A 26413-nucleotide genomic window follows, 5' to 3' on the forward strand; every position below is an offset into this window, starting at 1 on the left:
AAAGGAGAGTTTATAGTGACAAAAATTTATGACGCAGCAAACTGGTCAAAGCATGAAGACGATTTTACCCAAATGTTCTATAACCAAAACGTGAAACAGTTCTGGCTTCCGGAAGAGATTGCTTTAAACGGAGATCTTCTCACATGGAAGTACCTCGGGAAAAATGAGCAGGATACTTATATGAAGGTACTGGCCGGACTTACGCTTCTTGATACAGAGCAGGGGAATACGGGGATGCCGATCGTGGCTGAACACGTAGATGGCCACCAGCGGAAAGCGGTGCTGAACTTTATGGCGATGATGGAGAACGCTGTCCATGCGAAGTCGTACTCTAATATTTTCATGACCCTTGCACCGACTGAAACGATCAATGAAGTATTTGAATGGGTTAAACAAAATAAATATTTGCAGAAAAAAGCGCAAATGATTGTCGGGCTTTACAAAGCCATTCAAAAAGATGATGAAATTTCACTGTTCAAAGCGATGGTTGCTTCCGTCTATCTGGAAAGCTTCCTCTTCTACAGCGGTTTCTATTATCCGTTATATTTCTACGGACAAGGAAAACTGATGCAAAGCGGTGAGATCATTAACCTGATCCTTCGTGACGAAGCGATTCACGGCGTGTATGTCGGTCTCCTTGCTCAGGAAATTTATAATAAACAGACAGAAGAGAAAAAAGCAGAGCTTCGTGAATTTGCGATTGACCTTCTGAATCAGTTATATGAAAATGAGCTTGAATATACAGAGGACTTGTACGATCAAGTCGGACTCTCACACGATGTAAAGAAATTCATCCGCTATAATGCGAATAAAGCGCTGATGAATCTTGGATTTGATCCATACTTCGAAGAGGAAGATATTAATCCGATCGTTTTAAACGGATTAAACACAAAAACAAAATCACATGACTTCTTCTCTATGAAGGGAAATGGCTATAAAAAAGCGACAGTTGAGCCGCTCAAAGATGATGACTTTTATTTTGAAGATGAAAAAGAGCAGATATAATATCTGCTCTTTTCGGCTTGAAGGTTCAAATGAGGAGGACGCAGTACCCATGGGAAAAATGGACGAAATGATTTTAGTTGCCCCGCGCGATGATGTGTTTAAGAAAGAAAGCTTAACCTTCCAGGGCGTGTACAATGAAGATAGCAGAGTAGCCGAAATCATGGCTCAGATTGAAGCGGCCTATCGTGAAATGAGAAGAGGGGACGCAGAAGAAGATCCGCGTTTCAAGCAGCCGATACCTTATGTCGTCATTAAGCGTGAAGATGAAGTTTTTCTTTACGAGCGGCTGGCTGGCGGCGGTGAATCACGACTGCACAACAAGCTTTCTCTCGGCTTTGGCGGTCATATGAACGCCATCGAAGGGGCAGCTTCATTTGCTGAAGTCTTAAAGCTGAACACAGACCGTGAGCTTGAGGAAGAACTGCAAATAAATGAAGAAGATAAACAGGCGATTGTCACACTGGGATTGATCAATGATGATGAAAACAGTGTTGGCAAAGTGCATATCGGTATTCTTTCTGCGCTTCAATTAAAGCCTGGCGCACAAGTGGAAGTGAAGGAGAAAGAACAAATTGCGGGTAAATGGATGAAAGTTTCTGAATTAAAACAGGATGACATCTACAACCGTCTGGAAACATGGTCACAGTTTGTTGTCGATATCCTTGAATAAAAAAACCCGGTTTCTCGTGATGAGGAGCCGGGTTTTTTTATGAGACGCTCGTCCCCGTCTCGGCTATGATTCTAGGATCACAATAGCGTCAAAGCCGGCATTTTTCGCTCTGGCAGCGAGGGTGTCTGCATTGTCTTTGGATGAAAATGCGCCAATCTGCACTTTGTATAATCCGTCCTTTAATAGGACAATCGAGTCAAAACCTTTGGCTTCGGCTTTACTTGCTAGCGAGTCGGCATTCGCTTTGACTTTAAATGCGCCGATTTGAACCTTATATAACCCTGAGCTGGAAGTCTTTTTAAGGTTAAAGGCTTGCTCCAGCCCGTTTGCATGTCCTCTCGCTAAGCTTTGAATAAAACTGCTCGTTTTCAGCTTATTTGCATCGGCAACGGTATCAATGAAGCCGTTCTCGGTCAAGAGGGCAGGCATTGCCGACTCCCTTAGGACGTGGAAGTTCGCTGTTTTTTTGCCGCGATCGGCAAAGTCGACAGCTTGTATCACTTCAGAGTGAATACTCGATTGATAAGTCGTCGTCGGGGCTCCTACACCTGGATAAATATAGCTTTCAAAACCTGTGCCTCCCCCGGAATTAACGTGAATGGACAAAAAGAAATCTGCTCCCCAGTTATTTGCGGCATTTGTCCGGTCGTTTAAGCTGACAAATTGGTCGCTTGTCCGGCTCAGCAGCAAAGAAACGCCTTCATATTCATTAGTTAATATCGTACGTAAGGCTAAAGCGATTTGCAGAGTTAACGTTTTTTCCTGAAGGCCATTACCTGTTGCGCCTGGATCAGACCCGCCATGGCCAGGATCAATAAAAATTTTAACCATTTTTCATCACCTCATTACAGGATATGAAAAAACACGGCTTCTGCTTGTACGATTATCATTCAACTGAAAAATGAGGAAATAACCCTTTCACACCGGGAATTATTTCTCGGGAAAGCGCACAATTCAACATGAAGCGACAACAGATACGGCCCAAAATGAAATATGTGCATATGCCATATGTTTGTATGTACTTTGAGTTCGGTTAACCTGCACTGATTCCTGTTGTTTTTAAGCTTTGCGTTCATATTAAATCAAGCATTTGAAACGTAAATTGATGAGAAAAGCTCCTTTCATTAAAGACACCACTTTATAAATCGAAAAAAAGAAAAACACTTCAGGTATCTTAGGGCGGGTAATACGCTTCGTACAAAAAACAGCCCGTTGCATGAAAAAAGGATTGGCGAATGGAGAAAATAATGAGAAAGAAGCTCACTATAATACTTTGACAAAATGATTAAAAACAAAATCTCATGGTTTGTCCACCCCATGTCCGTGAATACAATAAGAAATAAAGTATTTCTCGGGAAAGCGCAGGATTCCTTATTGTTCCCGAAAAAAGCAATTGTTTCGACACATGATAGGCGTTTGTCACAATCGGCATCCGCTTGAATATCATATAGAGAGAACAGAGAGGTGAAGATGTTGGAGCGCGCTGTGACTTATAAAAACAACGGACAGATCAACATTATTCTGAACGGGCAAAAGCAGGTGCTGACGAATGCTGAGGCAGAGGCGCAATATCAGGCTGCATTGCAAAAAAACGAAGCAAAGCACGGCATTTTGAAGGAAATCGAAAAAGAGATGAGCGCATTAGTTGGGATGGAGGAAATGAAACGCAACATCAAGGAAATATACGCCTGGATTTTTGTGAACCAAAAACGCGCGGAGCAAGGCTTGAAGGTTGGAAAGCAAGCGCTGCACATGATGTTTAAAGGAAATCCGGGAACGGGAAAAACGACGGTTGCACGGCTCATCGGCAAGCTGTTCTTTGAAATGAATGTCCTGTCAAAAGGCCACTTAATAGAAGCGGAGCGGGCTGACCTGGTCGGGGAGTATATCGGACACACCGCCCAAAAGACGAGAGACTTAATCAAAAAGTCATTAGGTGGCATTTTGTTTATAGACGAAGCCTACTCGTTGGCAAGAGGCGGCGAAAAGGACTTTGGGAAAGAAGCGATCGACACACTTGTCAAGCATATGGAAGACAAACAGCATGAGTTTATTTTGATACTCGCCGGATATTCACGGGAAATGGATCATTTTCTCTCGTTAAATCCCGGTCTCCAATCAAGATTTCCCATCTCCATTGATTTTCCGGATTACTCTGTGACCCAGCTCATGGAGATTGCGAAACGAATGATCGATGAAAGGGAATACCAGCTCAGTCAAGAAGCTGAATGGAAATTGAAAGATTACTTAATGACAGTGAAAAGCACGACAAGTCCCATTAAATTCAGCAATGGACGTTTTGTCAGAAATGTGATCGAAAAATCGATCAGAGCACAAGCCATGAGGCTTTTAATGGGAGACCAATACTTAAAAAGCGACTTGATGACCATCAAAAGCCAAGATCTTTCCATTAAAGAAGAAGCATCTGGATCTGCATAGACCTCTCAGTTTTTGAGAGGTCTGTTTTTTGCTCATATTTCCGCTTTTCAAAGCAATCGATTTGTGGTATACACATGCAGGGTTTGGTATGATAATACTACTGCCCAATATGCAAAAGAAAGGAACATCCATTTGAACGAACAAGAAACGATTCAGGAGAAAGCCATTTTAGTCGGATGTCAGCTGCCGCATATCACGGATGAGCATTTTGAAAATTCTATGGAAGAGCTAGCATCTCTGACGAAAACAGCAGACGGAAAAGTACTGACCAGCGTCACACAAAAACGGAACAGGGCTGACGCCGCTACATATATAGGAAAAGGGAAGGTAGAAGAGCTGAAGGCACTGGTGGAAGAGCTTGAAGCTGATCTCCTCATCTTTAATGATGAACTGTCGCCAAGTCAGCTGAAGTCATTGGCAACAGCAATTGAAGTGAAGATGATTGACCGCACGCAATTGATATTAGATATTTTTGCAAAGCGGGCGAGAACGAGAGAAGGCAAACTTCAAATTGAGCTGGCTCAGCTGCAATATGCACTGCCGCGTCTGACGGGACAAGGGATCAACCTTTCCCGGCAAGGCGGTGGAATTGGGGCAAGAGGTCCCGGGGAAACGAAACTGGAAACTGACCGCCGCCATATCAGAAATCGCATTCATGAAATCAACACACAGCTTTCCACTGTCATTCGCCATAGAAGCCGATACCGTGAAAGAAGAAAGAAAAACGGTGTGCTTCAAATTGCGCTTGTCGGCTATACAAACGCAGGGAAATCAACATGGTTCAACCGCCTGACGAGTGCTGACAGCTATGAAGAAGACCTCCTGTTTGCCACGCTCGATCCGATGACCAGAAAAATGGTCCTGCCAAGCGGCTACAGTGTTCTTCTATCAGATACAGTAGGATTTATTCAGGATCTTCCGACGACATTGATTGCTGCATTCCGCTCAACGCTTGAGGAAGTAAAAGAAGCGGATTTGATTCTGCATTTAATTGATTCTTCAAATGAGGATTATGCGGGACATGAAAAAACAGTGCTTCGGCTGCTTGAGGAGCTTGAAGCAGATGATATCCCGATGCTGACGGCTTACAATAAACGTGATCAAAAACTGCCTGATTTTATACCGTCCGCCGGAAGGGATCACATTATGGTCAGTGCGAAATTTGAGGACGACGCTGAAATCTTTAAAGAAGCGATTCAGCGCTATTTGCGCCAAGAACTGTTAACGTCTTTTGAAGCACATGTGCCGGCAAGTGAAGGGAAGCTCCTTTCCAGAATCAAATCGGAAACGATGGTAGATCGCTTCTATTTTAATGAAGAAAATGAACAGTATGACATATCCGGCTATGTCCAAGAAGAGCAAAGTATCATCGGTGAATTAAAGAAGTATATGTAGGAAGGAAATATAAAGACATGTTTGACACATTAACACACGGAGAATTATTGAAGAAAACGGCAATGGAAGTGGAAGCGGACATTGCCGGCATTCATAAACAAATAGAAGAAATCAGCGAGCGAAATGAGTGGAGAGTGCTTCAAAGCTATAGAAAACACAAAGTAAGCGACACTCATTTCACGCCGTCTACTGGATACGGCTATGATGATATCGGAAGAGACACGCTTGAAAGCATATATGCGGATGTGTTTGGCGGAGAAGCGGGGCTTGTAAGGCCGCAAATCATTTCAGGCACACATGCCATCTCAATTGCTTTGTTCGGTGTCCTCAGACCGGGGGACGAGCTCCTTTATATCACGGGCAAGCCGTATGATACGCTAGAGGAAATTGTGGGCGTCAGGGGTGGAGAAAACGCTGGATCGCTAAAGGATTTTCAAATCGGCTATAATGCGGTTGATCTGACGAAAGATGGAAAGATAGACTATGATGCAGTCGCCGCTGCGATCAATCCGAAAACCAAAGTAATCGGCATTCAGCGCTCAAAAGGATATGCGAATCGCCCTTCTTTCTTAATTAGTGAAATAAAAGAAATGATCCGTTTTGTAAAAGAAATCAATGAAAACCTGATCGTCTTTGTGGACAACTGTTACGGAGAATTTGTGGAAGAGCTTGAGCCTTGCCATGTCGGAGCCGATCTGATGGCGGGATCTCTCATTAAAAATCCCGGCGGCGGCATTGCGAAAACAGGCGGCTACCTCGTCGGAAAAGCGAAATGGATTGAAGCATGCTCATACCGTATGACGTCACCTGGCATCGGCAGAGAAGCGGGGGCATCTCTTTACTCGCTTCAAGAAATGTACCAAGGCTTCTTTTTGGCGCCTCACGTTGTGTCTCAAAGCTTAAAGGGAGCGGTGTTTACAGCGAGATTCCTTGAAAAACTTGGCTTCACTTCAAACCCGAAATGGGATGCGAAAAGAACGGATTTAATACAATCCGTTGAGTTTTCAGACAGAGAAAAGATGATTGCTTTTTGCCAGGCTATTCAATATGCATCGCCAATCAATGCTCATGTGACGCCTTATCCAGCCTACATGCCGGGATACGAAGATGATGTCATTATGGCAGCAGGCACGTTTATTCAAGGAGCAAGCATCGAATTATCAGCTGATGGCCCTATCCGCCCGCCGTATGTAGCGTATGTTCAGGGAGGATTAACCTATTCGCATGTGAAGAATGCCATATGCAGTGCAGTGGATTCATTGATGGAAAAGCAATTAATTTAAATTTTTTAAAAATTTCTCTGGATTTGATGTTAAGAATCCTTACATCGTATTGACACAAAATATAACATCACCTATAATGAAACTAAGTTAAGAAAAGGAGGAAATTGAGATGAGTGATAATATTCGCCGCTCAATGCCTTTATTTCCAATAGGAATTGTCATGCAGTTAACTGAGTTATCAGCAAGACAAATTCGATATTATGAGGAAAATGGACTAATATTTCCAGCCAGAAGTGAAGGGAATAGACGATTATTTTCATTTCATGATGTAGATAAACTGTTAGAAATCAAGCACCTGATAGAACAAGGTGTAAACATGGCAGGAATTAAACAGATTCTGGCGAAAGCCGAAGCCGAGCCAGAGCAAAAACAAAGCGAGAAGACGAAAAAACCAATGAAACATGATCTGTCCGATGACGAACTGAGACAGCTCCTGAAAAACGAGCTCATGCAAGCCGGCCGTTTTCAAAGAGGGAATACATTCCGTCAAGGCGACATGTCCCGCTTCTTTCATTAATCCGTTAGCAACTGTTTTGCTATATACATTTACCTTTTAAGAGGAGGAATTTTACCAAATGGCAAAGTACACTAGAGAAGATATCGAAAAATTAGTAAAAGAAGAAAACGTGAAGTATATCCGCCTTCAATTTACTGACATTCTTGGAACAATCAAGAATGTTGAGATTCCTGTAAGCCAGCTTGGAAAAGCGCTTGATAATAAAGTCATGTTTGACGGTTCTTCTATTGAGGGATTCGTTCGTATCGAAGAGTCAGACATGTACCTGTATCCAGATCTAAATACATTTGTTATCTTCCCATGGACAGCTGAAAAAGGTAAAGTAGCACGTTTCATCTGTGATATTTACAATCCGGATGGCACACCTTTCGAAGGTGACCCGCGAAACAACTTAAAACGGATTCTGAAAGAAATGGAAGACCTCGGCTTCAGTGATTTTAACCTTGGACCTGAGCCTGAATTCTTCTTATTCAAATTGGACGAAAAAGGCGAGCCGACGCTTGAACTAAACGACAAAGGCGGATATTTCGACTTAGCTCCAACTGATTTAGGAGAAAACTGCCGCCGCGATATCGTACTTGAGCTTGAAGAGATGGGCTTTGAAATCGAAGCGTCTCACCACGAAGTAGCACCTGGTCAGCACGAAATCGACTTTAAATATGCTGGAGCAGTCCGCTCTTGTGATGACATCCAAACATTTAAACTAGTTGTCAAAACAATTGCCCGCAAACACGGCCTACATGCGACATTTATGCCAAAACCATTGTTCGGTGTGAACGGTTCAGGTATGCACTGCAATCTATCACTCTTCAAAAATGGTGTTAACGCATTCTTTGATGAAAGCGCAGATCTTCAGTTAAGTGAAACAGCAAAACACTTCATCGCAGGTATCGTGAAGCACGCAACAAGCTTTACAGCAGTAACAAACCCGACAGTAAACTCTTACAAACGTCTTGTTCCTGGCTATGAAGCACCTTGTTATGTAGCATGGAGCGCGCAAAACAGAAGCCCGCTTATCCGTATCCCGGCTTCTCGCGGAATTAGCACACGTGTTGAAGTACGCAGCGTAGACCCAGCTGCAAACCCATACCTTGCACTTAGCGTATTGCTTGCTGCAGGATTAGACGGAATCAAAAACAAACTGGAAGCGCCGGCTCCAATCGACCGCAACATCTATGTGATGAGCAAAGAAGAGCGCATGGAAAACGGAATCGTTGACCTTCCAGCAACACTTGCGGAAGCACTAGAAGAATTCAAATCAAACGAAGTCATGGTCAAAGCGCTGGGCGAGCACCTATTCGAACACTTCATCGAAGCAAAAGAAATCGAATGGGATATGTTCCGCACGCAAGTTCACCCTTGGGAACGCGAACAGTATATGTCTCAGTATTAATCTCTCAATCCCTTGGCACTATTGGTGTCAAGGGATTTTTATGTTAATAGGTAATAAATCATGGAGCGGCACTGCTAAAAAGCAGGGTCACTTTTATCTATGTCACTAATAAGTCTATGTACTAAATTTTCAATTAGGAAAATAATTCTATGCTTAAGGAAAGTAATACGCATAAATAATTCGACAAACTCTATGATAATTCCATTGTTCAATACTTCTACCAGCAATAATAAGATAAGTGAAGTAGATGTTTATCATTGACACCATCACCAAATAAATCCATAATTACGTTGAAATCTAAATCAATTTTCAAAAAGGAGATTTCTATGAAAAAATTGACTATCTTTTCCGGGGGATTAGGAGCGGTTTTTTCTGTACTGGCTCAACTGTTTGCGGTTATAGATGACTCTTACACTTTGGGGAATTTATGGTTTTTAGGTGCTTTGGCGGGAATTATAACCATGCTTGCTTCAATCCAGACAAATAATAAACCAGTCTTCAACATATTATTAATTGCTAGTTCAGTAATAGGTCTACTTGGAACTGGTCTTGTATACATCATACCAACACTGTTCAATATAATAATAATTTATAAATTTTCAAAAGTAAGCCAATAAGCCAATGGAAAAATTAAGGTTCTTTTTTTATTTAACATCCCTTTGACAAGGTCGGTGATGAATCGCAGAATGTTTATGCTTGCAACTGGTCCACACAGCTGGGGCATCCGTGGGCATGATTATCGAACGCCATGTTTCTAGGATACCGGAATTGAAACATTTGCTGAGGCATTTCGTGAAGCTGATCACCAAATGACCATTTCAATAGAGGCACGTCTAAAGAAGCTATCATAGGAGGACAACAATGTGTGGAAAGCTTTAAGTCAATTACTCAAGAAACAGAAAAATCAAAGCCCAAGCGATGAAGATTATATACAGATTCCAGAAAAGGATTTTAATCTAGAATTAAAACAAATGATATTTGAGTTGGAGAGCCAGGGGGAAGTAGTATCGAAAAAGCTGCAGAATAAGTATATAGATGTTTTTGAAGCACAGGGTAAACCAAACCTTAGCATCAAAATTTGTAGAGACATAGATGGAGATGTGCTAAATGATTTTACAGCTGAGAGATGTTTTGAAAAAGAGTACCGTTCACAAATAGCAATTAATTACTATCAACCTGCAATAGTCTGTGATGAAGAATTAGACTGTTTCACAATGGATTTGTGGTATTACTACGGTGGATATAAGGGTACAGGTTATGGAACATTATTCGATTTAAATAATAATGACTTAGAAAAAGAAATTGAAGAAACGCTAATATTTTTACTCAATGACAAACAATTCAAGAAATAAAAAAGAAAGCCGCAAAGAGCTTTCAATCAACGTTCATTTGCTTAGTTGTCTTGATCCTTGTCCATTTTATGTTGGTAAAGCAGGGAGGAGAACTAGGCACTCCATTCAGATATCTCTTTCTTAACTCAGTCAATTTTTAAACGTTTCTTCATTTATATCTAGGATTTGAAAAAATAAAAAAATAATGAATAATTGAATTTTTTTGTTATATTAAATATAGCGTTGGAAATATGAAAGGTGGATTAAAAATGAAATATGAAAAAGTTTTAGATTCAACATCTCCATATGGGCCTCAAGGCCTTTTAGAAAAAGAGGGGCTTTTAATATCTACTAGATTCTGGGCAAATACTCAAGCGGATATTCTTACAGGATCGGGTTTACCTGTGAGCAATGAAGAGATGAAAACTTATTTGGCTATACCGAATGACGTTGGAATTCCTCAAGATTTTCAAAAAATATATAATGTTCTTAATGAATATAAACAGTTGTGTAACTGGTGGATGGAGAATTTATTCAGCAGTGTTCTTAATATGGTTAACGATATTAATAATATTGGAGCTTTTGCAACTAGAACGATAAATAGGGATATAAAATTATTACAAATAATGTCTATCGATAGCAATGAACAAGGAAGACAAGAGGCTGCGAAGCAATTTCAGTCTTCCTGTTCAATGCTTGCTGGAGAACTCAATCAACAACAACAGTCTATGAAAGAGGTTCAAAACCAATTAAATTCCCTCCTTCAAGGTAGTAACGACTGTATAGGTGTTAGACAATTGAATAATTCTTTAGAAAAAGAAGTCGCATATTTAGATTCACAGTATAATGATGAGAGTGAGATACATGATTCAATAAATATGTTTTTAGAATTAAAAAAATTATTGGGTATATTTGTTGAAGGTCATGATATTAATGAGAAAGTAAAATTCAGCTTTGATCTAGGGCCTCTATTTGGTTTTATTGTATCTGAAATATTAGAGTGTTCTGATATACAATCAGTTAAACAACAAATTGATCATTTTCTGAATATGTTAAACAATATGGATGCACAACTTTCTTTAGAAGTAAAAGTTTTGGGGATGCTTCACAGTATCAATATAGACCTGGTTAATGTAATAGCCCAAGCAGAAAAGTCTAAGGAGTTTATAGGACAAATCGAAGGCATCTGGCATTCTATAGCAAATCAATTTTATTCACTCGCCCAAGGGTTTGAGAATGAGGATATCAATAAGCTTTCTGCGGATCTTGATCATGCTGCCGCCACTTGGGAAGCTGTTGCTAATAAAGCAAAAGAGTTTGTAACAAATTCATACCAAGGGTAAAAGAAAAATAAGGGCCTGAAAGGGCTCTTTTGCTTATAGTCATATTTCCCGAAGTATTACTTTTTTGGATTTATTGAATTTTAAAGCGTGTTTGTTGCACTGAATTCATAGTCAAAAGGGGAATGTTTTTATGCTTGGAATCAACGTTGAAAAATCAAATGAAAACTTAATTATCAATTGGCAGCTATCCAAAATTGAAATCCCAATCAAAGAAATCAATGATGTATTTCTTGATCCAAACTATGGGGGAGAGGAAAAAAGTGCAGTTAGGATGGGGTTTCCTTATGGCTCTACGGATAGGGTAGTGATTAAAACAGCAAATCACACTTACATTTTGTTCACCACTAATGCTGCTTTAATTATGAATAAAATTGTTTCTTTATAAACAGTTTATGCCCCTTTTAAATTTATTTATTAATGTTCTGTGTGGGAAAAATTTAATGAGGTGATTTAAGGAGGAGCATTTATGGAAGAAGGAAAGTTAGTTCACATGACTCTAGATGGTATTAAGAAAGCAGTTTCTAAATATGGTACATTCCCTATGTTTCATCATGGAGGATATGTCATGGAAGATGCTACTTTTCATTTCAAAGATCCTGCTAGTCCTCAAGAAATTAGCGATATAGAACAGAAGCTAGGTGTTACTTTCCCTAATGACTATAAAGAGTTTTTGTTACAGCACAATGGGATGGAAATGTTTGATGGGATTGAAATACTTAGCTTAGAGGGAATCATTGAATATAATGAGGTTCAAGATTTCCCAGAGGGATACGTTTTAATTGGATATCATTTTGATGGAAGATATGTCATAGACACAAACAAATCAAAAAATGGATTAGGTTATATGCTATATCTAGACTCAATTGATGATATTGAAGATGAGATTAACTTAGATTCTAATTTCGAGATATGGTTTGATATGCTAGTGTCTTCAAATGGAACGAAATATTGGGAAGTAAATCCGAATCTCCAAGAGTACTATAAACTGGTTTCAGAATAACACTTCGGCAAAAGAAAAAATTATGACTAATTTCAACAACCAAAGAATCTGCAATTTGAGGGAAGTATAATGACAATTTACGAGCAAATTAAGGATGCTTTGAAAAATAAGATCAATGAGTTGGTTTCACCTCAAGAAGTAAAGAAAACCCTTCAAGAAAAATACGGAACTAATCCGGATAGCATTATTTTATCAGATTATTGTTATAACCGGTATAATAAGGGGATTTCTTTTAATAAGCACCTCTTTGAATATATGAATAGAAGTTCTTACAAATACTTAGGTGAAAACTCTCTTTATACAGGACTTATTTTCAGAAAATCAAAAGGGGAAGATAAGGAAGTTATCGTAGGCGAATGGGTAAACGGTGTTAAATCACTCCGAGAAGCTTCTGTTACTAATAACCAAATAAATGATCAAGCCGAAATCATTAGTAAAGAACAACTTGTAAACCTTTATAATGAATATAACCAAATCCTGAGATATGAAATGAATGTATTGAACTGTAAGCCTACAGAATTGAGGCATTTAATTGGCAGAATCGGTGAATTCATTTGTGCAATCCAAACCAACGGCACTCTGGCACGTCAAACTAATCAGCATGGATTTGATGTTGTGAGTGATGGCAGACGGATTAGTGTAAAAACAACAGCTCAATCAAGTGGTTTTATTTCGATAAATAAAAATACATTTTATGATTTTGATGATTTTTTTGTAGTTCAATACGTAAATGATGATTTTAAAGTTATTTTCTTCGGCTCAAAGGAAGAAGTGCAAAAAATAAGCAGAATTTATGGAAGCCAATACGAAGTTGAAATTTCACTTCTTAAAAAGCTTAATAAGGAATACCAATTAAATTAAACAATCTTGTTGGTAACAAACATCCTCTTACTTATTGTAAGAGGATGTTTGTTTAATTCTTACATATTTTATCTTTGCAATCTGGCTTACGAGTTGCATCCACAGTAAATGATCTTACTTCGTCTTTAGTTTTGTCATAAATTCCCCATATTACCCCTCAGAGAAGGATAGGGGGATTATTTTGGAGAATCATATTCCATTGCTTGTTCACAGTCAGTAATCCTTGAGTTGTTCTAGCAAGAGGCAATATTGTTGAATAAGAATAGTTTTAAAGAGGTTATTGTTGTCTTCATATTGAAATAAAGATTAAGTATATTAGAGGGGAGTTGCTTTAATGCACATAACAACAAAAAGGTTATTGATACGTGAATTTGAATTCAAAGATTGGCAAGCAGTATATGAGTATACATCTGATAGTAATGTAATGAAGTATATACCTGAAGGGGTTTATACTGAAGAAGATGCAAAGGCATTTGTAAATAAAAACAAAGGTGATAACGCTGAAAAATTCCCTGTCATACTAATAGATGAAGACTTTCTTATAGGCCATATTGTTTTTTATAAGTATTTTGGTGAACATACATACGAAATTGGGTGGGTGTTTAATCCCAATTATCAAAATAAAGGGTATGCTTCTGAGGCAGCCCAAGCTATCTTGGAATATGGATTTAAAGAAATGAACTTACATAGGATTATAGCTACGTGTCAACCTGAGAATATTCCTTCATACCGAGTTATGGAGAAGATCGGAATGAGAAGAGAAGGATTTTTTAAAAAATGTATTCCGAAAGGCAATGAATGGTGGGATGAATATTATTACGCTATTTTAGAGGAAGAGTGGAATTGTAAGAGGGGTAATGCAGGAATTTGAAACCATAACAGCTATAGAACGTATAGTGATAGTAGGGCTTATAGTGCTTAATATGAATGATGTGAGAGGGGTATCCAAATGCAAATTCATCTCACCAAAAGCGGAAAACAAGACAATCATCATAAATGGTTAGGAACTGTCTTGCTCAGTTGGGGAACATTCGTATTTGCTTTGTTTTTTGCTACTTTAGTCGGTTCAATGGCTAGCCAAGCAGGAGCTTCCAAGCTTTTGAAGCAAGGCATCCAAGCAGGTTTAGTCACATTAATAACTGTCCCGTTGCTCTACATTCTTCTTAAACGGATGTCTAGTAGACCCTTTTATTCTATAGGACTGTTTGGGTGGCGGCAAGCCATTCCGAAAGCCATAATAGGAGCAATATATGTGATTGTACTATCCGGGTCTGGTTTCGCTATCGCCCATTTATTAGGCTGGATCAAAGTTACACAATTTCACTTCTCTGTCCATTTAGTGACAGCATTGCTCTTAAATATGATTATCGCTTTCTTTTATGAAGCTTTTCCAGAGGAATTAACTTTTCGGGGGACGGTGTACTATGCTCTAAATAAGCGTTGGAACTGTTTTATGGCCTTACTCCTACAGCCGATCCTGTTTGTGCTTGCACCAATAACTGTAAGTGGCTTGCAATATATAGTTGGAATTGAATCATCTGCTATCACATTAGATTACATTGTTTTATTGTTGGGTTTTGGATTCATCCTTCAACTCCTGCGTATTGTAACAGGAAGCTTATGGACGTCTATCGCTTTTCATCTAGCCTTTCTTGAAAATTCTCGGTTCTTCGTCCTGCAGGGGAAGGAGCGCTTTATTACCTATGAAGAAATTGTTCCGGGAACAGGTGCGCTGTTTGTGATCTTTTTTATGTTGCTCATTGTCGGTACTCTACTATTAATACCTGTTGCAATAACTCGCCGAAATACTATTCAATGGCGGAAGAATGAGAAATGCGACCAAGATGTTTAATTTCTAAGTAGAACAGTAGTTTTAAGGAGGATCTAGACAATGTTGAAGAAGCATTCATGATGAAAGATTAGTAGATTTTGATTCTCAAGGTGGAAACCTTATTAGTGTTTATTTAGTTACTCACTTTGAGTTATCTGATCAATCGTATAAAGATGTATTAAGCTTTAATGATGATCTTTTGGGTATGAAGCATAACTGTTCGTATGCAATGGATATTCTAAGCGTTAAAGAGGAATTTGATTTCGATTTCCCATTTAATATGCTTGCAATAAAAAGCTATGTACAAGAATTAATAAAAATGTTAGGGATTGATATCACTCTGCCTGAAATGAAAGAAAGAGATTTTGACAAACTTTCTCAAGACTAAATAAAACTACAATTTTAAGGAGAACGGAGACTTGCTTTCAATATGAATGTTAAAAAAGCTGCAGCTGTTTTTTCAATCACTATTCCAATTATCTCAGCCATCTTAATTATTAATTTTTTTACAGGATTTATGTCAATTCCATGGCAAGGAATGCCGGTGTTTTTTCCATTATTACTTTCTCCTATAGGAATCATTTTAGCGTTCGTTTCAATAAAGACAAATAAACGGTGTGCTGTATATGGGATTGTCTTAAATGCCATTATGTTTCCAATTCCTTTTTTCTGGTTTATAGCAGGGACTTTGTTATTTGGAGTTTAAAATCCATTAGGCATTACGCTTATACATTGGTATTTTCGAGCTTGTCAAAAGAAGGAATAAAAAAACTTCAGAATTGCTTGGCTTTACTTTATGTTGAAAGGGGTCGAGTAAGGTGGATAGGAAAAAGGATGAAATACAAAGAAAAATATAGGGAACAAATGAGGGAGAAGAAAGAACGAGAAAAAGAAGATGGCAGTTCACATACTTTTGAAATTGTTGTTGTGCTAGCCATTATCATTTTGATGTTTTTCTTTAATTCAGTTTTCAAGGCTTTTTAGATATTGTACAGATGACTTTCAGGATGTTTGAAAAAATAACCCTTTGAGATATATACCGCATGAAAGTATTGAAGGACTTATGAAAATTCAAGAGCCAGTTGAATCTTAATAATTAATCACCAAATAATGGGGATGTAAAATGAAATTGTATAATGAATTTATCAATATAGCTAAAACGTTTAATAAAGAGTTAGGCATAATTCCATTATTATATGGCTCTTTAGGTCTTGAAAGGGTAACTGGGTTGGACTTTTCCCCAGAAGATATTGATATCCTTATTCCTTTAATTTTTTTAGAGGAAAACCGGGAAAAACTAAATAAACTTATGGAACTGCAAGGGTACAAAATGGTTGATTTACATGAGCATGAATTTAAGAAAACTAATACAAAAATAGGCATTGCTTACATTGAGGATTTAAAACCATTTGCAGATGTAGACTATAATAACCTAGAGATTTTTGAAGATGGCGGAGCGAAATATCATTTGCTAACGATTGATGATTACCTCAAGATTTATAAAAAGTCTTTATTAGATGGTTATAGAAGAAGGAAGAAGAATCATAAAGACCAAAGTAAAATTAACATATTGAATAAATTAATACGGAATTAATTTCTGTATTCTCTTTTGTTTCAGTCTCAATTAAAATTTTTAAGATTAAAATAAGTTTGAAGGATAAATCATAGTGTTTAACACAGCCATTAATCCTCAGACAGTCAAATAGCCATTTCTACTCCGGTTGAAAGTTTCTCTATTTTTGCTTCTTATTTATCTTTCCTGTATTGATATATGTATGTAGGGTTGGACTTATAACATAAACTATTCTGGCCATTCCTGTTCTTTCAATTCATGACCGGGCTTGCCCATCAGCAAAAATCTAGGCTAACAGTCTCCATACATCCTGTGATCACCTTTATCAAACTCTTAAATGCAACTTACCACTAACCAATTCTTTATTTCGCATAGATTATCTTTGTCATGTGTTTACACAAGAATCTGTTTTGGACTGAGACACTGAATATAACAAAACAGTCAAAAATCAATATTTAATTCATTCTGTTTAAACTTTCTGAAAAAGATGTTGAAAAAGTCGAAAGGATTTTATAATATTAAGTCAAGTTAGTTTGTTCGATCAACAAACTAATGAAATGAACTTTCATTATCCACAAGATAAGATCTTACTAATATGGATGGAAGGGGGATAAGAGGGTCGATTTAATGGAGCTAAACAATATAAGAAACGAAAGAATGAGGCTTTTATCCTTTTCCAGGTATATAAGGTATGACGAAAAAAGATGAATTTTTTGCTTGCTGATCACCATATTTTTTTGCACTGTTTTGAAAGCGCTTTTATAAAAGTTTACTGACCGTAAATTCGAGAAATTGTTATACCGTTTCACACTGTTCCATATTAAAGGATCGAAAAGGGGAGAAATCATGCTCAGTGAAAATGTAAAGAAGATTAGCATGGTTGAAAAAGTTGGATATGCGTCTGGAGATTTTGCTTGTAATTTAATTTATGCAACAGTGTCTACGTATCTTTTGTTCTTCTATACAGATGTTTTTGGTTTATCGGCAGCAGCAGCCGGTACTATGTTTTTAGTGGTTAGAATAATCGACGCTCTCGCTGATCCTTTTATCGGAACAATAGTTGACAGAACGAACAGCAGATTTGGACGCTTTAGACCGTATCTTTTATTCGGAGCTTTTCCATTTGTCATACTGGCAATACTCTGTTTTACAACACCAGACTTTTCGGATATGGGGAAATTAATATATGCCTATATAACCTATGTTGGCTTGTCGCTTACATACACAACGATAAACGTTCCATATGGCGCGTTAACTTCTGCAATGACTAGAAATAATCAAGAAGTTGTTAGTATAACTTCTGTTCGCATGTTATTTGCGAATCTTGGGGGACTTGTCGTTGCATTTTTTGTTCCCTTACTGGCTGCTTATTTAAGCGATACTTCCGGCAACGAGTCTCTTGGCTGGCAACTAACCATGGGTATTTTGGGAATGATAGGCGGGTGCCTTTTAATCTTTTGTTTTAAAAGCACAAAAGAGCGGGTCACTCTTCAAAAATCCGAAGAGAAAATTAAATTTACGGATATATTTGAGCAGTTTCGTGTTAATCGTCCACTTGTTGTATTAAGTATTTTCTTTATTATTATTTTTGGAGTGAATTCCATCAGTAATTCGGTTGGCATTTACTACGTAACGTATAACTTAGAAAGAGAGGATTTGGTGAAGTGGTACGGTTTGATAGGAAGTTTGCCCGCATTGGTCATTTTACCGTTTATTCCAAGGCTTCATCAATTTTTTGGGAAAAAGAAATTACTAAACTATGCATTATTACTGAATATTATCGGCCTCTTAGCTTTACTGTTTGTTCCGCCAAGTAATGTTTACCTCATATTTGTCTGTCGATTAATCGCTGCTGCTGGAAGTCTCACTGCCGGGGGATATATGTGGGCGCTTATTCCTGAAACAATTGAATATGGAGAGTACAGGACTGGGAAAAGAATGGGTGGGCTCATTTACGCTATAATCGGATTTTTCTTTAAGTTTGGTATGGCCTTAGGAGGAGTTGTTCCGGGTCTGGTTCTTGATAAGTTTGGATATGTAGCAAATCAGGCACAAACCCCGACGGCATTAATGGGGATTTTAATTACAACAACCATTATTCCCGTGTTCTTGCTTGTTCTAGCTTTAATTGATATTAATTTCTATAACTTAGATGAGAAAAAATATAAAAACATGGTTCGGGAATTAGAGAATAGAGACAAAGTTTATTTGGATCATATTGATGATTTCAAGGCTTAAAAAAGAAAATAAACTGAGGAGGAGTCCCAAATGAAGATTACCAATCCAGTACTCAAAGGATTCAATCCCGATCCAAGTATTTGTAGGGCAGGAGAGGATTATTATATCGCTGTATCTACATTTGAGTGGTTTCCGGGAGTCCAGATACACCACTCAAAAGATTTAGTAAATTGGCACTTAGTTGCACATCCATTACAGAGAGTTTCACAATTAGACATGAAAGGAAATCCAAATTCAGGTGGGGTTTGGGCACCATGTTTAAGCTATAGTGATGGGAAGTTTTGGCTGATCTATACGGATGTTAAGGTAGTAGATGGCGCATGGAAAGATTGTCACAATTATTTAGTTACTTGTGAAACGATTAATGGTGATTGGGGGGAGCCGATTAAATTAAATAGCTCGGGGTTTGATGCTTCTTTGTTCCATGATACGGATGGAAAAAAGTATTTATTAAATATGTTATGGGATCACCGTATTGATCGGCACTCATTTGGAGGAATTGTTATACAGGAATATTCTGATAAAGAGCAAAAATTAATCGGTAAACCAAAAGTTATATTTGAAGGAACTGATAGAAAACTGACAGAAGCTCCGCATCTTTATCATATCGGGAACTATTATTATTTATTAACTGCAGAAGGAGGAACACGGTACGAACATGCTGCTACAATTGCCCGTTCTGCAAATATTGAGGGGCCATATGAAGTTCATCCCGATAATCCAATTTTAACGTCATGGCATGACCCAGGAAATCCATTGCAAAAATGTGGTCATGCATCCATTGTTCAAACACATACAGATGAGTGGTATTTAGCTCATTTAACGGGACGTCCTATTCATCCTGACGATGATTCAATTTTTCAGCAGAGAGGATACTGTCCTTTGGGCAGAGAAACAGCTATTCAAAAACTTTACTGGAAAGATGAATGGCCCTATGTAGTAGGTGGAAAAGAAGGAAGCTTGGAGGTAGATGCACCTTCTATACCCGAAACAATATTTGAAGCAACGTACCCGGAAGTTGATGAATTTGAGGATTCAACATTAAATATAAATTTTCAAACTTTAAGGATTCCATTCACGAATGAATTAGGTTCATTGACTCAAGCGCCAAATCATTTACGATTATTCGGTCATGAATCATTGACCTCGACATTTACTCAGGCATTTGTAGCCAGACGCTGGCAAAGTCTCCATTTTGAAGCCGAAACTGCTGTTGAGTTTTATCCGGAAAATTTTCAACAAGCCGCTGGATTGGTGAATTACTACAATACAGAGAACTGGACGGCTCTTCAAGTCACGCATGATGAAGAACTTGGGCGCATTCTTGAATTAACAATATGTGACAACTTTTCTTTTTCACAGCCATTAAATAATAAAATTGTTATTCCTCGTGAAGTAAAGTATGTATATTTAAGAGTAAATATTGAAAAGGACAAATATTATTATTTCTATTCTTTTAACAAAGAAGATTGGCACAAAATTGACATTGCACTGGAATCGAAAAAATTATCAGATGATTATATCCGTGGGGGAGGATTCTTCACAGGGGCCTTTGTAGGGATGCAATGCCAAGATACCAGTGGTAATCATATCCCGGCCGACTTTAGATATTTTCGTTATAAAGAAAAATAATTTGCACATGAAAAAGGAGATTTCTATTTTAGAACTCCTTTTTCATATGAGAAGGTGCCTATGTCACTATTGCTTCAGAAATACTCCTAGAATAAAAAAACTCATCTTTAAAGATGAGCTGTCCATTCCATAAAAAATTACATTGTAATCATGTCCAGAAAATGATCAATCACAATGGAGGACATTCCTAATGCCGGTGCATTCTGTCCTAAGGAAGATGGCAATAATTCATAGCTATTGCCTAATTGGGAATAAACCCTTGATGATACTTCACTTCTCATTGAATTTAAAACCATAGGATGCGATTCAATTATGCTATTTCTTAAAATTACGGCTTGTGGGTTGAAAGTATTTAGAATATTGGTAAGGCCTATTCCTAAATAGAATCCAAAATTTTGTAATGCATTTAAGGTTCCGATATCATTCAGATGGGCGAGGTTTATGATATCTTGATAGGACAGTTTTTTCTCTTTGGTCTGAAGAGATTTTAATAAAGCCTTCTCTGAAGCATACAATTCCCAGCATCCTCGGTTTCCGCAACTGCATTTAGGACCATTAAAGTCTATTGTCATATGTCCCATTTCTCCAGAGAAGCCGCTTACTCCTCTATATAAATGATTGTTGATAATAACACCGATCCCTATTCCTGTGCTGATACTTACGTAAATAATGTTATCGTGATTTTTTGCAGCTCCAAATACTTTTTCTCCATATGCGCCAGCATTTGCCTCATTTTCAATAAAAACAGGCACATTGTACTTCTCTTGTATCGAAGATTTTAAGTCAATATCTCTCCAGTTGGAGTTCGGAGTGAAAACAATTTTTTGATCTTTATCAATGAGTCCAGGCACGCAAATACCTATACCAATAAGCCCGTACGGAGATTGGGGCATTTGCGTAATAAAGTGATGAATCATATCAATCAAAATGTCTTTCGTTATTTCTGGAGAATTGGATTCCAAATGGCGGTATTGATCAAGAACGATTGTTCCTTCAAGGTCTGTTAAAATGCCATTAATATAATCCACACCAACATCTATTCCAACGGAGTATCCTGCCTTTTTATTAAAAACAAGCATGACAGGTCTTCTTCCGCCACTTGATTGTCCTTGACCTATTTCAAATACCATACTTTCTTTCATTAACGTGTTTACCTGTGATGAGACAGTTGATTTATTTAATCCAGTCATTTCAGATAATTTTGCTCTTGAAATAGGTGAATTTTTAAGGATTTCTTTTAATAATAACTTTTGATTTACTTTTTTGACAAAGGTTTGATCAGCGATATCCACTTCATCCACTCCATTTGTTTAATCTTTAAATTAAGTATCAACATAGTACATAGCGAATCTTCCCTTTATTATATCTAATGTGTTCATAAAAAACTAAAAAAAATATTGAAAATACTGACGAGGTTATATAAGATGAAAATAAGTTAGTTTGTTTAAACAACAAACTAATAGGTGATGTACTTACTATATGAAATAAAATGCATCTGTATTTGAATGAATTTATTTTTAAGGGGGAAATCACATGGCTCAATCTCATTCCAGTTCAATCAACTATTTTGGAAGCGCAAACAAAGTGGTTTACGAAGGGAAAGATTCGACTAATCCTTTAGCATTTAAATATTATAATCCTCAAGAAGTAATCGGCGGAAAAACGATGAAAGAGCATTTGCGATTTTCTATTGCCTATTGGCATACATTTACTGCTGATGGTACAGACGTTTTTGGAGCAGCTACGATGCAAAGACCATGGGATCACTATAAAGGCATGGATCTAGCGAAGATGAGAGTAGAAGCAGCATTTGAGATGTTTGAAAAACTAGATGCACCATTCTTTGCTTTTCATGACCGGGATATTGCACCAGAAGGCAGTACGCTAAAAGAGACAAACCAAAATTTAGATATGATCGTGGGCATGATTAAAGATTACATGAGAAATAGCGGCGTTAAGCTATTATGGAATACCGCAAACATGTTTACGAATCCCCGTTTCGTCCATGGTGCCGCGACTTCTTGCAATGCAGATGTGTTTGCGTATGCTGCAGCACAAGTGAAAAAAGGGTTAGAAACAGCAAAAGAGCTTGGCGCCGAGAACTATGTATTTTGGGGCGGCCGTGAAGGATATGAAACATTATTAAATACCGATTTAAAATTTGAGCTTGATAATTTGGCTAGATTTATGCATATGGCAGTGGATTATGCGAAGGAAATCGGGTACACAGGGCAGTTTTTGATTGAGCCAAAACCAAAAGAGCCGACCACCCATCAATACGATACAGATGCAGCAACAACCATTGCCTTTTTGAAGCAATATGGCTTAGATAATCATTTTAAATTAAATCTTGAAGCCAATCATGCCACATTAGCCGGGCATACATTCGAACATGAATTACGCATGGCAAGAGTACATGGTCTGCTTGGCTCTGTTGACGCAAACCAGGGTCATCCTCTTTTAGGCTGGGACACGGATGAATTTCCGACGGATTTATATTCTACGACATTAGCAATGTACGAAATCCTGCAAAATGGCGGCCTAGGAAGCGGCGGATTAAACTTTGACGCGAAGGTCAGAAGATCTTCTTTTGAGCCTGATGATCTAATATATGCCCATATTGCAGGGATGGATGCATTTGCAAGAGGATTGAAAGTTGCCCACAAATTAATCGAAGATCGTGTGTTTGAAGATGTGATTCAACATCGTTACCGCAGCTTTACTGAAGGGATTGGTCTTGAAATTATAGAAGGAAGAGCTAATTTCCACACACTTGAGCAATATGCGCTAAATCATAAAGCAATTAAAAACGAATCTGGAAGACAGGAGAAATTAAAAGCGATATTGAACCAATACATTTTAGAAGTATAACAGGATAAGCTCCAGATCCTGCTATCAATACCAAGTCACTGAATTACCCGTCATGATTCCTTTCCTATTGCTTGTTGTTATGACGGGTAACTTCTATAATTAGGATTTATTTAGAGTGAATGGTTTTTTAAAAGGGCAAGGAGTGAAAAAATGAAGTATGTCATTGGAATAGATCTTGGAACGAGTGCTGTTAAAACCATTTTAGTTAACCAAAACGGCAAGGTTTGTGCAGAAACGTCCAAAAGGTATCCGCTCATCCAAGAGAAGGCGGGATATAGTGAGCAAAATCCTGAAGACTGGGTTCAGCAAACAATTGAAGCATTGGCTGAATTGGTTTCTATATCTAATGTTCAAGCCAAGGATATTGACGGGATAAGCTATTCGGGACAAATGCATGGATTAGTACTGCTTGACCAAGATCGTCAGGTGTTACGTAATGCAATTCTTTGGAATGATACCAGAACAACGCCTCAATGTATAAGGATGACCGAGAAATTTGGCGATCATCTGCTTGACATCACAAAAAACCGTGTTTTAGAAGGGTTTACATTACCTAAAATGTTATGGGTAAAGGAACATGAACCTGAACTTTTTAAAAAAACTGCTGTGTTTTTGCTTCCGAAAGACTATGTGCGATTCCGTATGACCGGTGCCATTCACACCGAATACTCCGATGCAGCAGGAACTTTACTTTTACATATTACTCGCAAGGAGTGGAGCAATGATATTTGCAATCAAATTGGTATTTCTGCAGATATTTGTCCTCCGCTTGTTGAATCTCATGATTGTGTAGGGTCGCTGCTTCCGCACGTTGCCGCCAAGACCGGGCTATTAGAAAAAACAAAAGTGTACGCTGGGGGAGCAGATAATGCTTGCGGCGCTATTGGAGCAGGTATCCTTTCTTCCGGAAAAACATTATGCAGTATTGGGACGTCAGGGGTCATACTTTCCTACGAAGAAGAAAAAGAAAGAGACTTTAAAGGGAAAGTCCACTTTTTTAATCATGGAAAAAAGGATTCTTTTTATACGATGGGCGTCACGCTCGCTGCAGGATACAGCTTGGACTGGTTTAAAAGAACGTTTGCACCAAACGAATCGTTTGAGCAATTATTGCAGGGGGTGGAAGCTATTCCGATAGGAGCCAATGGACTGCTATACACTCCTTATTTGGTTGGTGAAAGAACGCCGCATGCTGATTCTTCTATTCGGGGAAGCTTGATCGGAATGGATGGAGCCCATAATAGAAAGCATTTTTTGAGGGCAATAATGGAAGGTATCACATTCTCTTTACATGAATCAATTGAGCTATTCCGCGAAGCGGGAAAATCAGTTCATACTGTTGTTTCTATTGGTGGGGGAGCTAAAAATGATACGTGGCTGCAAATGCAAGCTGATATTTTCAATGCGAGGGTAATTAAGTTAGAAAATGAACAAGGGCCAGCTATGGGGGCTGCAATGCTGGCTGCCTTTGGAAGCGGTTGGTTTGAATCCCTTGAAGAATGTGCAGAGCAGTTCATTCGTGAGGCTGCTGCATTTTATCCAAAGGCACAAAATGTACAAAAATATAAAACACTATTTGATTTATATAAGAACATTTACACTCACACAAAGGATCTCAATACAGCTTTGAAGAGCTTTCGAAAAAACTAATGATGTTATTGTCTGGAGATCAACCGAAGAACAATTAATGATCAATCATCATTAAAGGCCTTTGATGACATGGCTGCCTTCTTTTGAAAAGATGGTGAGAATAAGGTATGGCAACCTTTAAACAGTATTGGAGTGTCCAGCAGACAAAACGAACGAGCGGAACCGTATTCTGTCAGCGAACACTTCAAGAAGTGGGAAAGCTTAGGAATGCCAATGGGTAAGATGTATGAAACCGCGCTAACGACGGTAGAGGGATCTCTTGATTTATGATGAAATAGGAAAGATGTTTACACACAAATAACCCCCTCACATTGACGTGAAGGGGTGTTTTTTATTGTTACTATACAGCGGAAATTTTACAAGTATAGTTGCATGATTTTAGCTTGATAAGCAGAATGGAAACTAGACACGCCATCATCTCTTTCTCATTCTTTGGAAACTGCATTCTGCTAGGTTTGCTGCTTTTTTTAACGAACAGTGTTTTTCTATTTCACACAGCCATTAAATCCTCTGTTTGTCACATAACCGCTCTTACTCCAAATTGACAGTTTATCTGATTTTGCTTCTTGCTCATCTAGTCTGAATTGGTCTATGTATTTTGTGTTAGGCTCATATACATATGCTACTCTGGCCAATCCCTCTTTCAATAATGTCTCTTGAACAGATTTGCCGTCAACATAAACGTATGCTAACAGTCTTCCATACTTATCTCTGCGATCGCCTTTATCAAATTCCAGCTGTAGCTTACCGCTGTTGACCAATTCTTTATTTCGTTTCGACGCATCCTCACCGTATGGTTGAACACAAGAATTTGGTTTCTTCGTCTCAGGTGTATCAACGAGCAAGTAGCGAACTGTGTCTTTCTTTCCGTTGTAAATAACCTTAATCGTATCTCCATCTATTGCTCTATCTAATGTAACATTAACCAATTTCTTCTGCTTTTTTGAATGAGGCGTGCCGGCCTTTTGTTCTGTCTGATTATATTCATTAGATTGAGTATCTTGAGAGACTTGCTCCGTCCCATTAGAATCTGAATGGTTTTTGGCTGCGTGATGTGATCCGCAAGCTGCCAAAGTAATACTTAAAACGATTGCGATCATACTGATCAAAATCTTCTTCATATTGATTCCCTCTTTATCATTTTCTCTTTTCGCGATTAAACATCATCATTATAACGATATGGACATTTTTTGTGAATGGAAAACTTCAAGGGAACTTATAACACTCAAATTGCCAATAGTTAACTTCACAACGAGATGATCAAAACATCACCATCACATAGCGGAAATAAATAATCCTGAAAATAATATTGACTGAAAATGCTTTTGGAATTATGATAATATGAGAAATGACAATGATGTGACAAAAACATTACTACAAC

Annotated in this window: 24 protein-coding genes and 4 pseudogenes; 24 read left to right on the top strand and 4 right to left on the bottom strand. The window is 38.1% G+C overall.

Going from position 1 to position 26413, the window contains the following annotated elements:
* Positions 1-15: 15 nt before the first annotated feature.
* Positions 16-1005: a class 1b ribonucleoside-diphosphate reductase subunit beta gene (gene nrdF / locus M1D65_RS09275; RefSeq protein ID WP_003231754.1), complete on the top strand. Its 990-nt coding sequence runs from the start codon at positions 16-18 to the stop codon at positions 1003-1005.
* 49 nt (positions 1006-1054) lie between these two features.
* The gene (locus tag M1D65_RS09280; RefSeq protein ID WP_032725746.1) at positions 1055-1675 is read left to right on the top strand and encodes a hypothetical protein; all 621 of its coding nucleotides are present in this window, start codon (positions 1055-1057) and stop codon (positions 1673-1675) included.
* 63 nt (positions 1676-1738) lie between these two features.
* Here the strand turns inward: M1D65_RS09280 and cwlC are convergent, their stop codons facing one another.
* Positions 1739-2506, bottom strand: coding sequence for a sporulation-specific N-acetylmuramoyl-L-alanine amidase (cwlC, locus tag M1D65_RS09285; RefSeq protein ID WP_064671409.1), 768 nt, complete (start codon positions 2504-2506; stop codon positions 1739-1741).
* Positions 2507-3145: 639 nt separating this feature from the next.
* Here cwlC and spoVK point away from each other — a divergent pair.
* From spoVK to M1D65_RS09320, 7 genes are all read left to right on the top strand, one after another.
* Positions 3146-4114 (top strand): stage V sporulation protein K, encoded by a 969-nt coding sequence (gene spoVK / locus M1D65_RS09290; RefSeq protein WP_064671410.1) that lies wholly within the window; start codon positions 3146-3148, stop codon positions 4112-4114.
* Between the two features lie 132 nt (positions 4115-4246).
* Complete coding sequence (gene hflX / locus M1D65_RS09295) at positions 4247-5509, top strand: GTPase HflX (RefSeq protein ID WP_032725748.1); 1263 nt, start codon at positions 4247-4249, stop codon at positions 5507-5509.
* Positions 5510-5526: 17 nt separating this feature from the next.
* On the top strand, positions 5527-6792 hold the full coding sequence (locus M1D65_RS09300) for a methionine gamma-lyase family protein (RefSeq protein ID WP_021479243.1): 1266 nt from the start codon (positions 5527-5529) through the stop codon (positions 6790-6792).
* 109 nt (positions 6793-6901) lie between these two features.
* A complete protein-coding gene (gene glnR, locus M1D65_RS09305) occupies positions 6902-7309 on the top strand; it encodes a transcriptional repressor GlnR (protein ID WP_014476884.1) in 408 nt (135 codons plus the stop codon).
* Between the two features lie 58 nt (positions 7310-7367).
* The gene (glnA, locus tag M1D65_RS09310; RefSeq protein WP_015252037.1) at positions 7368-8702 is read left to right on the top strand and encodes a type I glutamate--ammonia ligase; all 1335 of its coding nucleotides are present in this window, start codon (positions 7368-7370) and stop codon (positions 8700-8702) included.
* Positions 8703-9028: 326 nt separating this feature from the next.
* Complete coding sequence (locus M1D65_RS09315) at positions 9029-9319, top strand: hypothetical protein (RefSeq protein ID WP_041850805.1); 291 nt, start codon at positions 9029-9031, stop codon at positions 9317-9319.
* Positions 9320-9565: 246 nt separating this feature from the next.
* A complete protein-coding gene (locus M1D65_RS09320; protein WP_041850804.1) occupies positions 9566-10054 on the top strand; it encodes a hypothetical protein in 489 nt (162 codons plus the stop codon).
* A 41-nt stretch (positions 10055-10095) separates the two neighbouring features.
* On the opposite strand, the pseudogene M1D65_RS09325 reads toward M1D65_RS09320, so the two are convergent.
* Positions 10096-10201, bottom strand: a pseudogene (locus tag M1D65_RS09325) (excalibur calcium-binding domain-containing protein); the annotation flags it as partial.
* Positions 10202-11112: 911 nt separating this feature from the next.
* On the opposite strand from M1D65_RS09325, the pseudogene M1D65_RS09330 reads away from it, so the two are divergent.
* The 12 genes and pseudogenes from M1D65_RS09330 to xynB form a co-directional block, all read left to right on the top strand.
* Positions 11113-11376: pseudogene (locus tag M1D65_RS09330) on the top strand (hypothetical protein); the annotation flags it as partial.
* A 130-nt stretch (positions 11377-11506) separates the two neighbouring features.
* Complete coding sequence (locus M1D65_RS09335) at positions 11507-11761, top strand: PH domain-containing protein (RefSeq protein WP_249852701.1); 255 nt, start codon at positions 11507-11509, stop codon at positions 11759-11761.
* Positions 11762-11941: 180 nt separating this feature from the next.
* The gene (locus M1D65_RS09340; RefSeq protein WP_426841979.1) at positions 11942-12376 is read left to right on the top strand and encodes an SMI1/KNR4 family protein; all 435 of its coding nucleotides are present in this window, start codon (positions 11942-11944) and stop codon (positions 12374-12376) included.
* 69 nt (positions 12377-12445) lie between these two features.
* The gene (locus M1D65_RS09345) at positions 12446-13237 is read left to right on the top strand and encodes a DUF7225 domain-containing protein (RefSeq protein ID WP_003245212.1); all 792 of its coding nucleotides are present in this window, start codon (positions 12446-12448) and stop codon (positions 13235-13237) included.
* A 334-nt stretch (positions 13238-13571) separates the two neighbouring features.
* The gene (locus M1D65_RS09350) at positions 13572-14108 is read left to right on the top strand and encodes a GNAT family N-acetyltransferase (protein ID WP_049140100.1); all 537 of its coding nucleotides are present in this window, start codon (positions 13572-13574) and stop codon (positions 14106-14108) included.
* A 78-nt stretch (positions 14109-14186) separates the two neighbouring features.
* Positions 14187-15089, top strand: a complete 903-nt coding sequence (locus tag M1D65_RS09355; RefSeq protein ID WP_456270849.1) for a CPBP family intramembrane glutamic endopeptidase — start codon at positions 14187-14189, stop codon at positions 15087-15089.
* A 52-nt stretch (positions 15090-15141) separates the two neighbouring features.
* A complete protein-coding gene (locus tag M1D65_RS09360) occupies positions 15142-15456 on the top strand; it encodes a hypothetical protein (protein WP_064671418.1) in 315 nt (104 codons plus the stop codon).
* Positions 15457-15498: 42 nt separating this feature from the next.
* A complete protein-coding gene (locus M1D65_RS09365; protein ID WP_064671419.1) occupies positions 15499-15774 on the top strand; it encodes a hypothetical protein in 276 nt (91 codons plus the stop codon).
* A gap of 112 nt (positions 15775-15886) precedes the next feature.
* A pseudogene (locus tag M1D65_RS09370) lies at positions 15887-16052 on the top strand (hypothetical protein).
* 139 nt (positions 16053-16191) lie between these two features.
* Positions 16192-16662, top strand: a complete 471-nt coding sequence (locus M1D65_RS09375) for a hypothetical protein (protein WP_456270850.1) — start codon at positions 16192-16194, stop codon at positions 16660-16662.
* A gap of 825 nt (positions 16663-17487) precedes the next feature.
* On the top strand, positions 17488-18879 hold the full coding sequence (locus M1D65_RS09380; RefSeq protein ID WP_120028115.1) for an MFS transporter: 1392 nt from the start codon (positions 17488-17490) through the stop codon (positions 18877-18879).
* A 30-nt stretch (positions 18880-18909) separates the two neighbouring features.
* The gene (xynB, locus tag M1D65_RS09385) at positions 18910-20511 is read left to right on the top strand and encodes a xylan 1,4-beta-xylosidase (protein WP_049140110.1); all 1602 of its coding nucleotides are present in this window, start codon (positions 18910-18912) and stop codon (positions 20509-20511) included.
* 137 nt (positions 20512-20648) lie between these two features.
* Here xynB and xylR read toward each other — a convergent pair whose 3' ends face one another.
* The gene (xylR, locus tag M1D65_RS09390) at positions 20649-21803 is read right to left on the bottom strand and encodes a transcriptional repressor XylR (RefSeq protein ID WP_003244935.1); all 1155 of its coding nucleotides are present in this window, start codon (positions 21801-21803) and stop codon (positions 20649-20651) included.
* A gap of 241 nt (positions 21804-22044) precedes the next feature.
* On the opposite strand from xylR, the gene xylA reads away from it, so the two are divergent.
* The 3 genes and pseudogenes from xylA to M1D65_RS09405 all read left to right on the top strand — a co-directional run.
* On the top strand, positions 22045-23382 hold the full coding sequence (gene xylA, locus M1D65_RS09395; protein WP_124073247.1) for a xylose isomerase: 1338 nt from the start codon (positions 22045-22047) through the stop codon (positions 23380-23382).
* A 150-nt stretch (positions 23383-23532) separates the two neighbouring features.
* On the top strand, positions 23533-25032 hold the full coding sequence (gene xylB, locus M1D65_RS09400) for a xylulokinase (RefSeq protein WP_277709610.1): 1500 nt from the start codon (positions 23533-23535) through the stop codon (positions 25030-25032).
* Positions 25033-25136: 104 nt separating this feature from the next.
* Positions 25137-25302: pseudogene (locus tag M1D65_RS09405) on the top strand (glycoside hydrolase family 11 protein); the annotation flags it as partial.
* 215 nt (positions 25303-25517) lie between these two features.
* Here M1D65_RS09405 and yncB read toward each other — a convergent pair.
* Entirely contained in the window at positions 25518-26153 is a 636-nt protein-coding gene (gene yncB / locus M1D65_RS09410) for an endonuclease YncB (RefSeq protein ID WP_017697666.1), read from the bottom strand.
* Positions 26154-26413 lie beyond the last annotated feature (260 nt).

The organism is Bacillus sp. JZ39 (genome assembly GCF_053903145.1).

Bases quoted from the DNA above. Each gene is read 5' to 3' on its own strand.
- M1D65_RS09315 (WP_041850805.1), top strand. From the start codon at position 9,029: ATGAAAAAATTGACTATCTTTTCCGGGGGATTAGGAGCGGTTTTTTCT.
- M1D65_RS09280 (WP_032725746.1), top strand. From the start codon at position 1,055: ATGGGAAAAATGGACGAAATGATTTTAGTTGCCCCGCGCGATGATGTG.
- yncB (WP_017697666.1), bottom strand. From the start codon at position 26,153: ATGAAGAAGATTTTGATCAGTATGATCGCAATCGTTTTAAGTATTACT.
- xylB (WP_277709610.1), top strand. From the start codon at position 23,533: ATGAAGTATGTCATTGGAATAGATCTTGGAACGAGTGCTGTTAAAACC.
- M1D65_RS09300 (WP_021479243.1), top strand. From the start codon at position 5,527: ATGTTTGACACATTAACACACGGAGAATTATTGAAGAAAACGGCAATG.
- M1D65_RS09375 (WP_456270850.1), top strand. From the start codon at position 16,192: ATGAAATTGTATAATGAATTTATCAATATAGCTAAAACGTTTAATAAA.
- spoVK (WP_064671410.1), top strand. From the start codon at position 3,146: ATGTTGGAGCGCGCTGTGACTTATAAAAACAACGGACAGATCAACATT.
- glnR (WP_014476884.1), top strand. From the start codon at position 6,902: ATGAGTGATAATATTCGCCGCTCAATGCCTTTATTTCCAATAGGAATT.
- M1D65_RS09355 (WP_456270849.1), top strand. From the start codon at position 14,187: ATGCAAATTCATCTCACCAAAAGCGGAAAACAAGACAATCATCATAAA.
- M1D65_RS09380 (WP_120028115.1), top strand. From the start codon at position 17,488: ATGCTCAGTGAAAATGTAAAGAAGATTAGCATGGTTGAAAAAGTTGGA.
- M1D65_RS09335 (WP_249852701.1), top strand. From the start codon at position 11,507: ATGCTTGGAATCAACGTTGAAAAATCAAATGAAAACTTAATTATCAAT.
- M1D65_RS09365 (WP_064671419.1), top strand. From the start codon at position 15,499: ATGAATGTTAAAAAAGCTGCAGCTGTTTTTTCAATCACTATTCCAATT.
- M1D65_RS09345 (WP_003245212.1), top strand. From the start codon at position 12,446: ATGACAATTTACGAGCAAATTAAGGATGCTTTGAAAAATAAGATCAAT.
- glnA (WP_015252037.1), top strand. From the start codon at position 7,368: ATGGCAAAGTACACTAGAGAAGATATCGAAAAATTAGTAAAAGAAGAA.
- cwlC (WP_064671409.1), bottom strand. From the start codon at position 2,506: ATGGTTAAAATTTTTATTGATCCTGGCCATGGCGGGTCTGATCCAGGC.
- xylA (WP_124073247.1), top strand. From the start codon at position 22,045: ATGGCTCAATCTCATTCCAGTTCAATCAACTATTTTGGAAGCGCAAAC.
- M1D65_RS09350 (WP_049140100.1), top strand. From the start codon at position 13,572: ATGCACATAACAACAAAAAGGTTATTGATACGTGAATTTGAATTCAAA.
- M1D65_RS09340 (WP_426841979.1), top strand. From the start codon at position 11,942: ATGGAAGATGCTACTTTTCATTTCAAAGATCCTGCTAGTCCTCAAGAA.
- xynB (WP_049140110.1), top strand. From the start codon at position 18,910: ATGAAGATTACCAATCCAGTACTCAAAGGATTCAATCCCGATCCAAGT.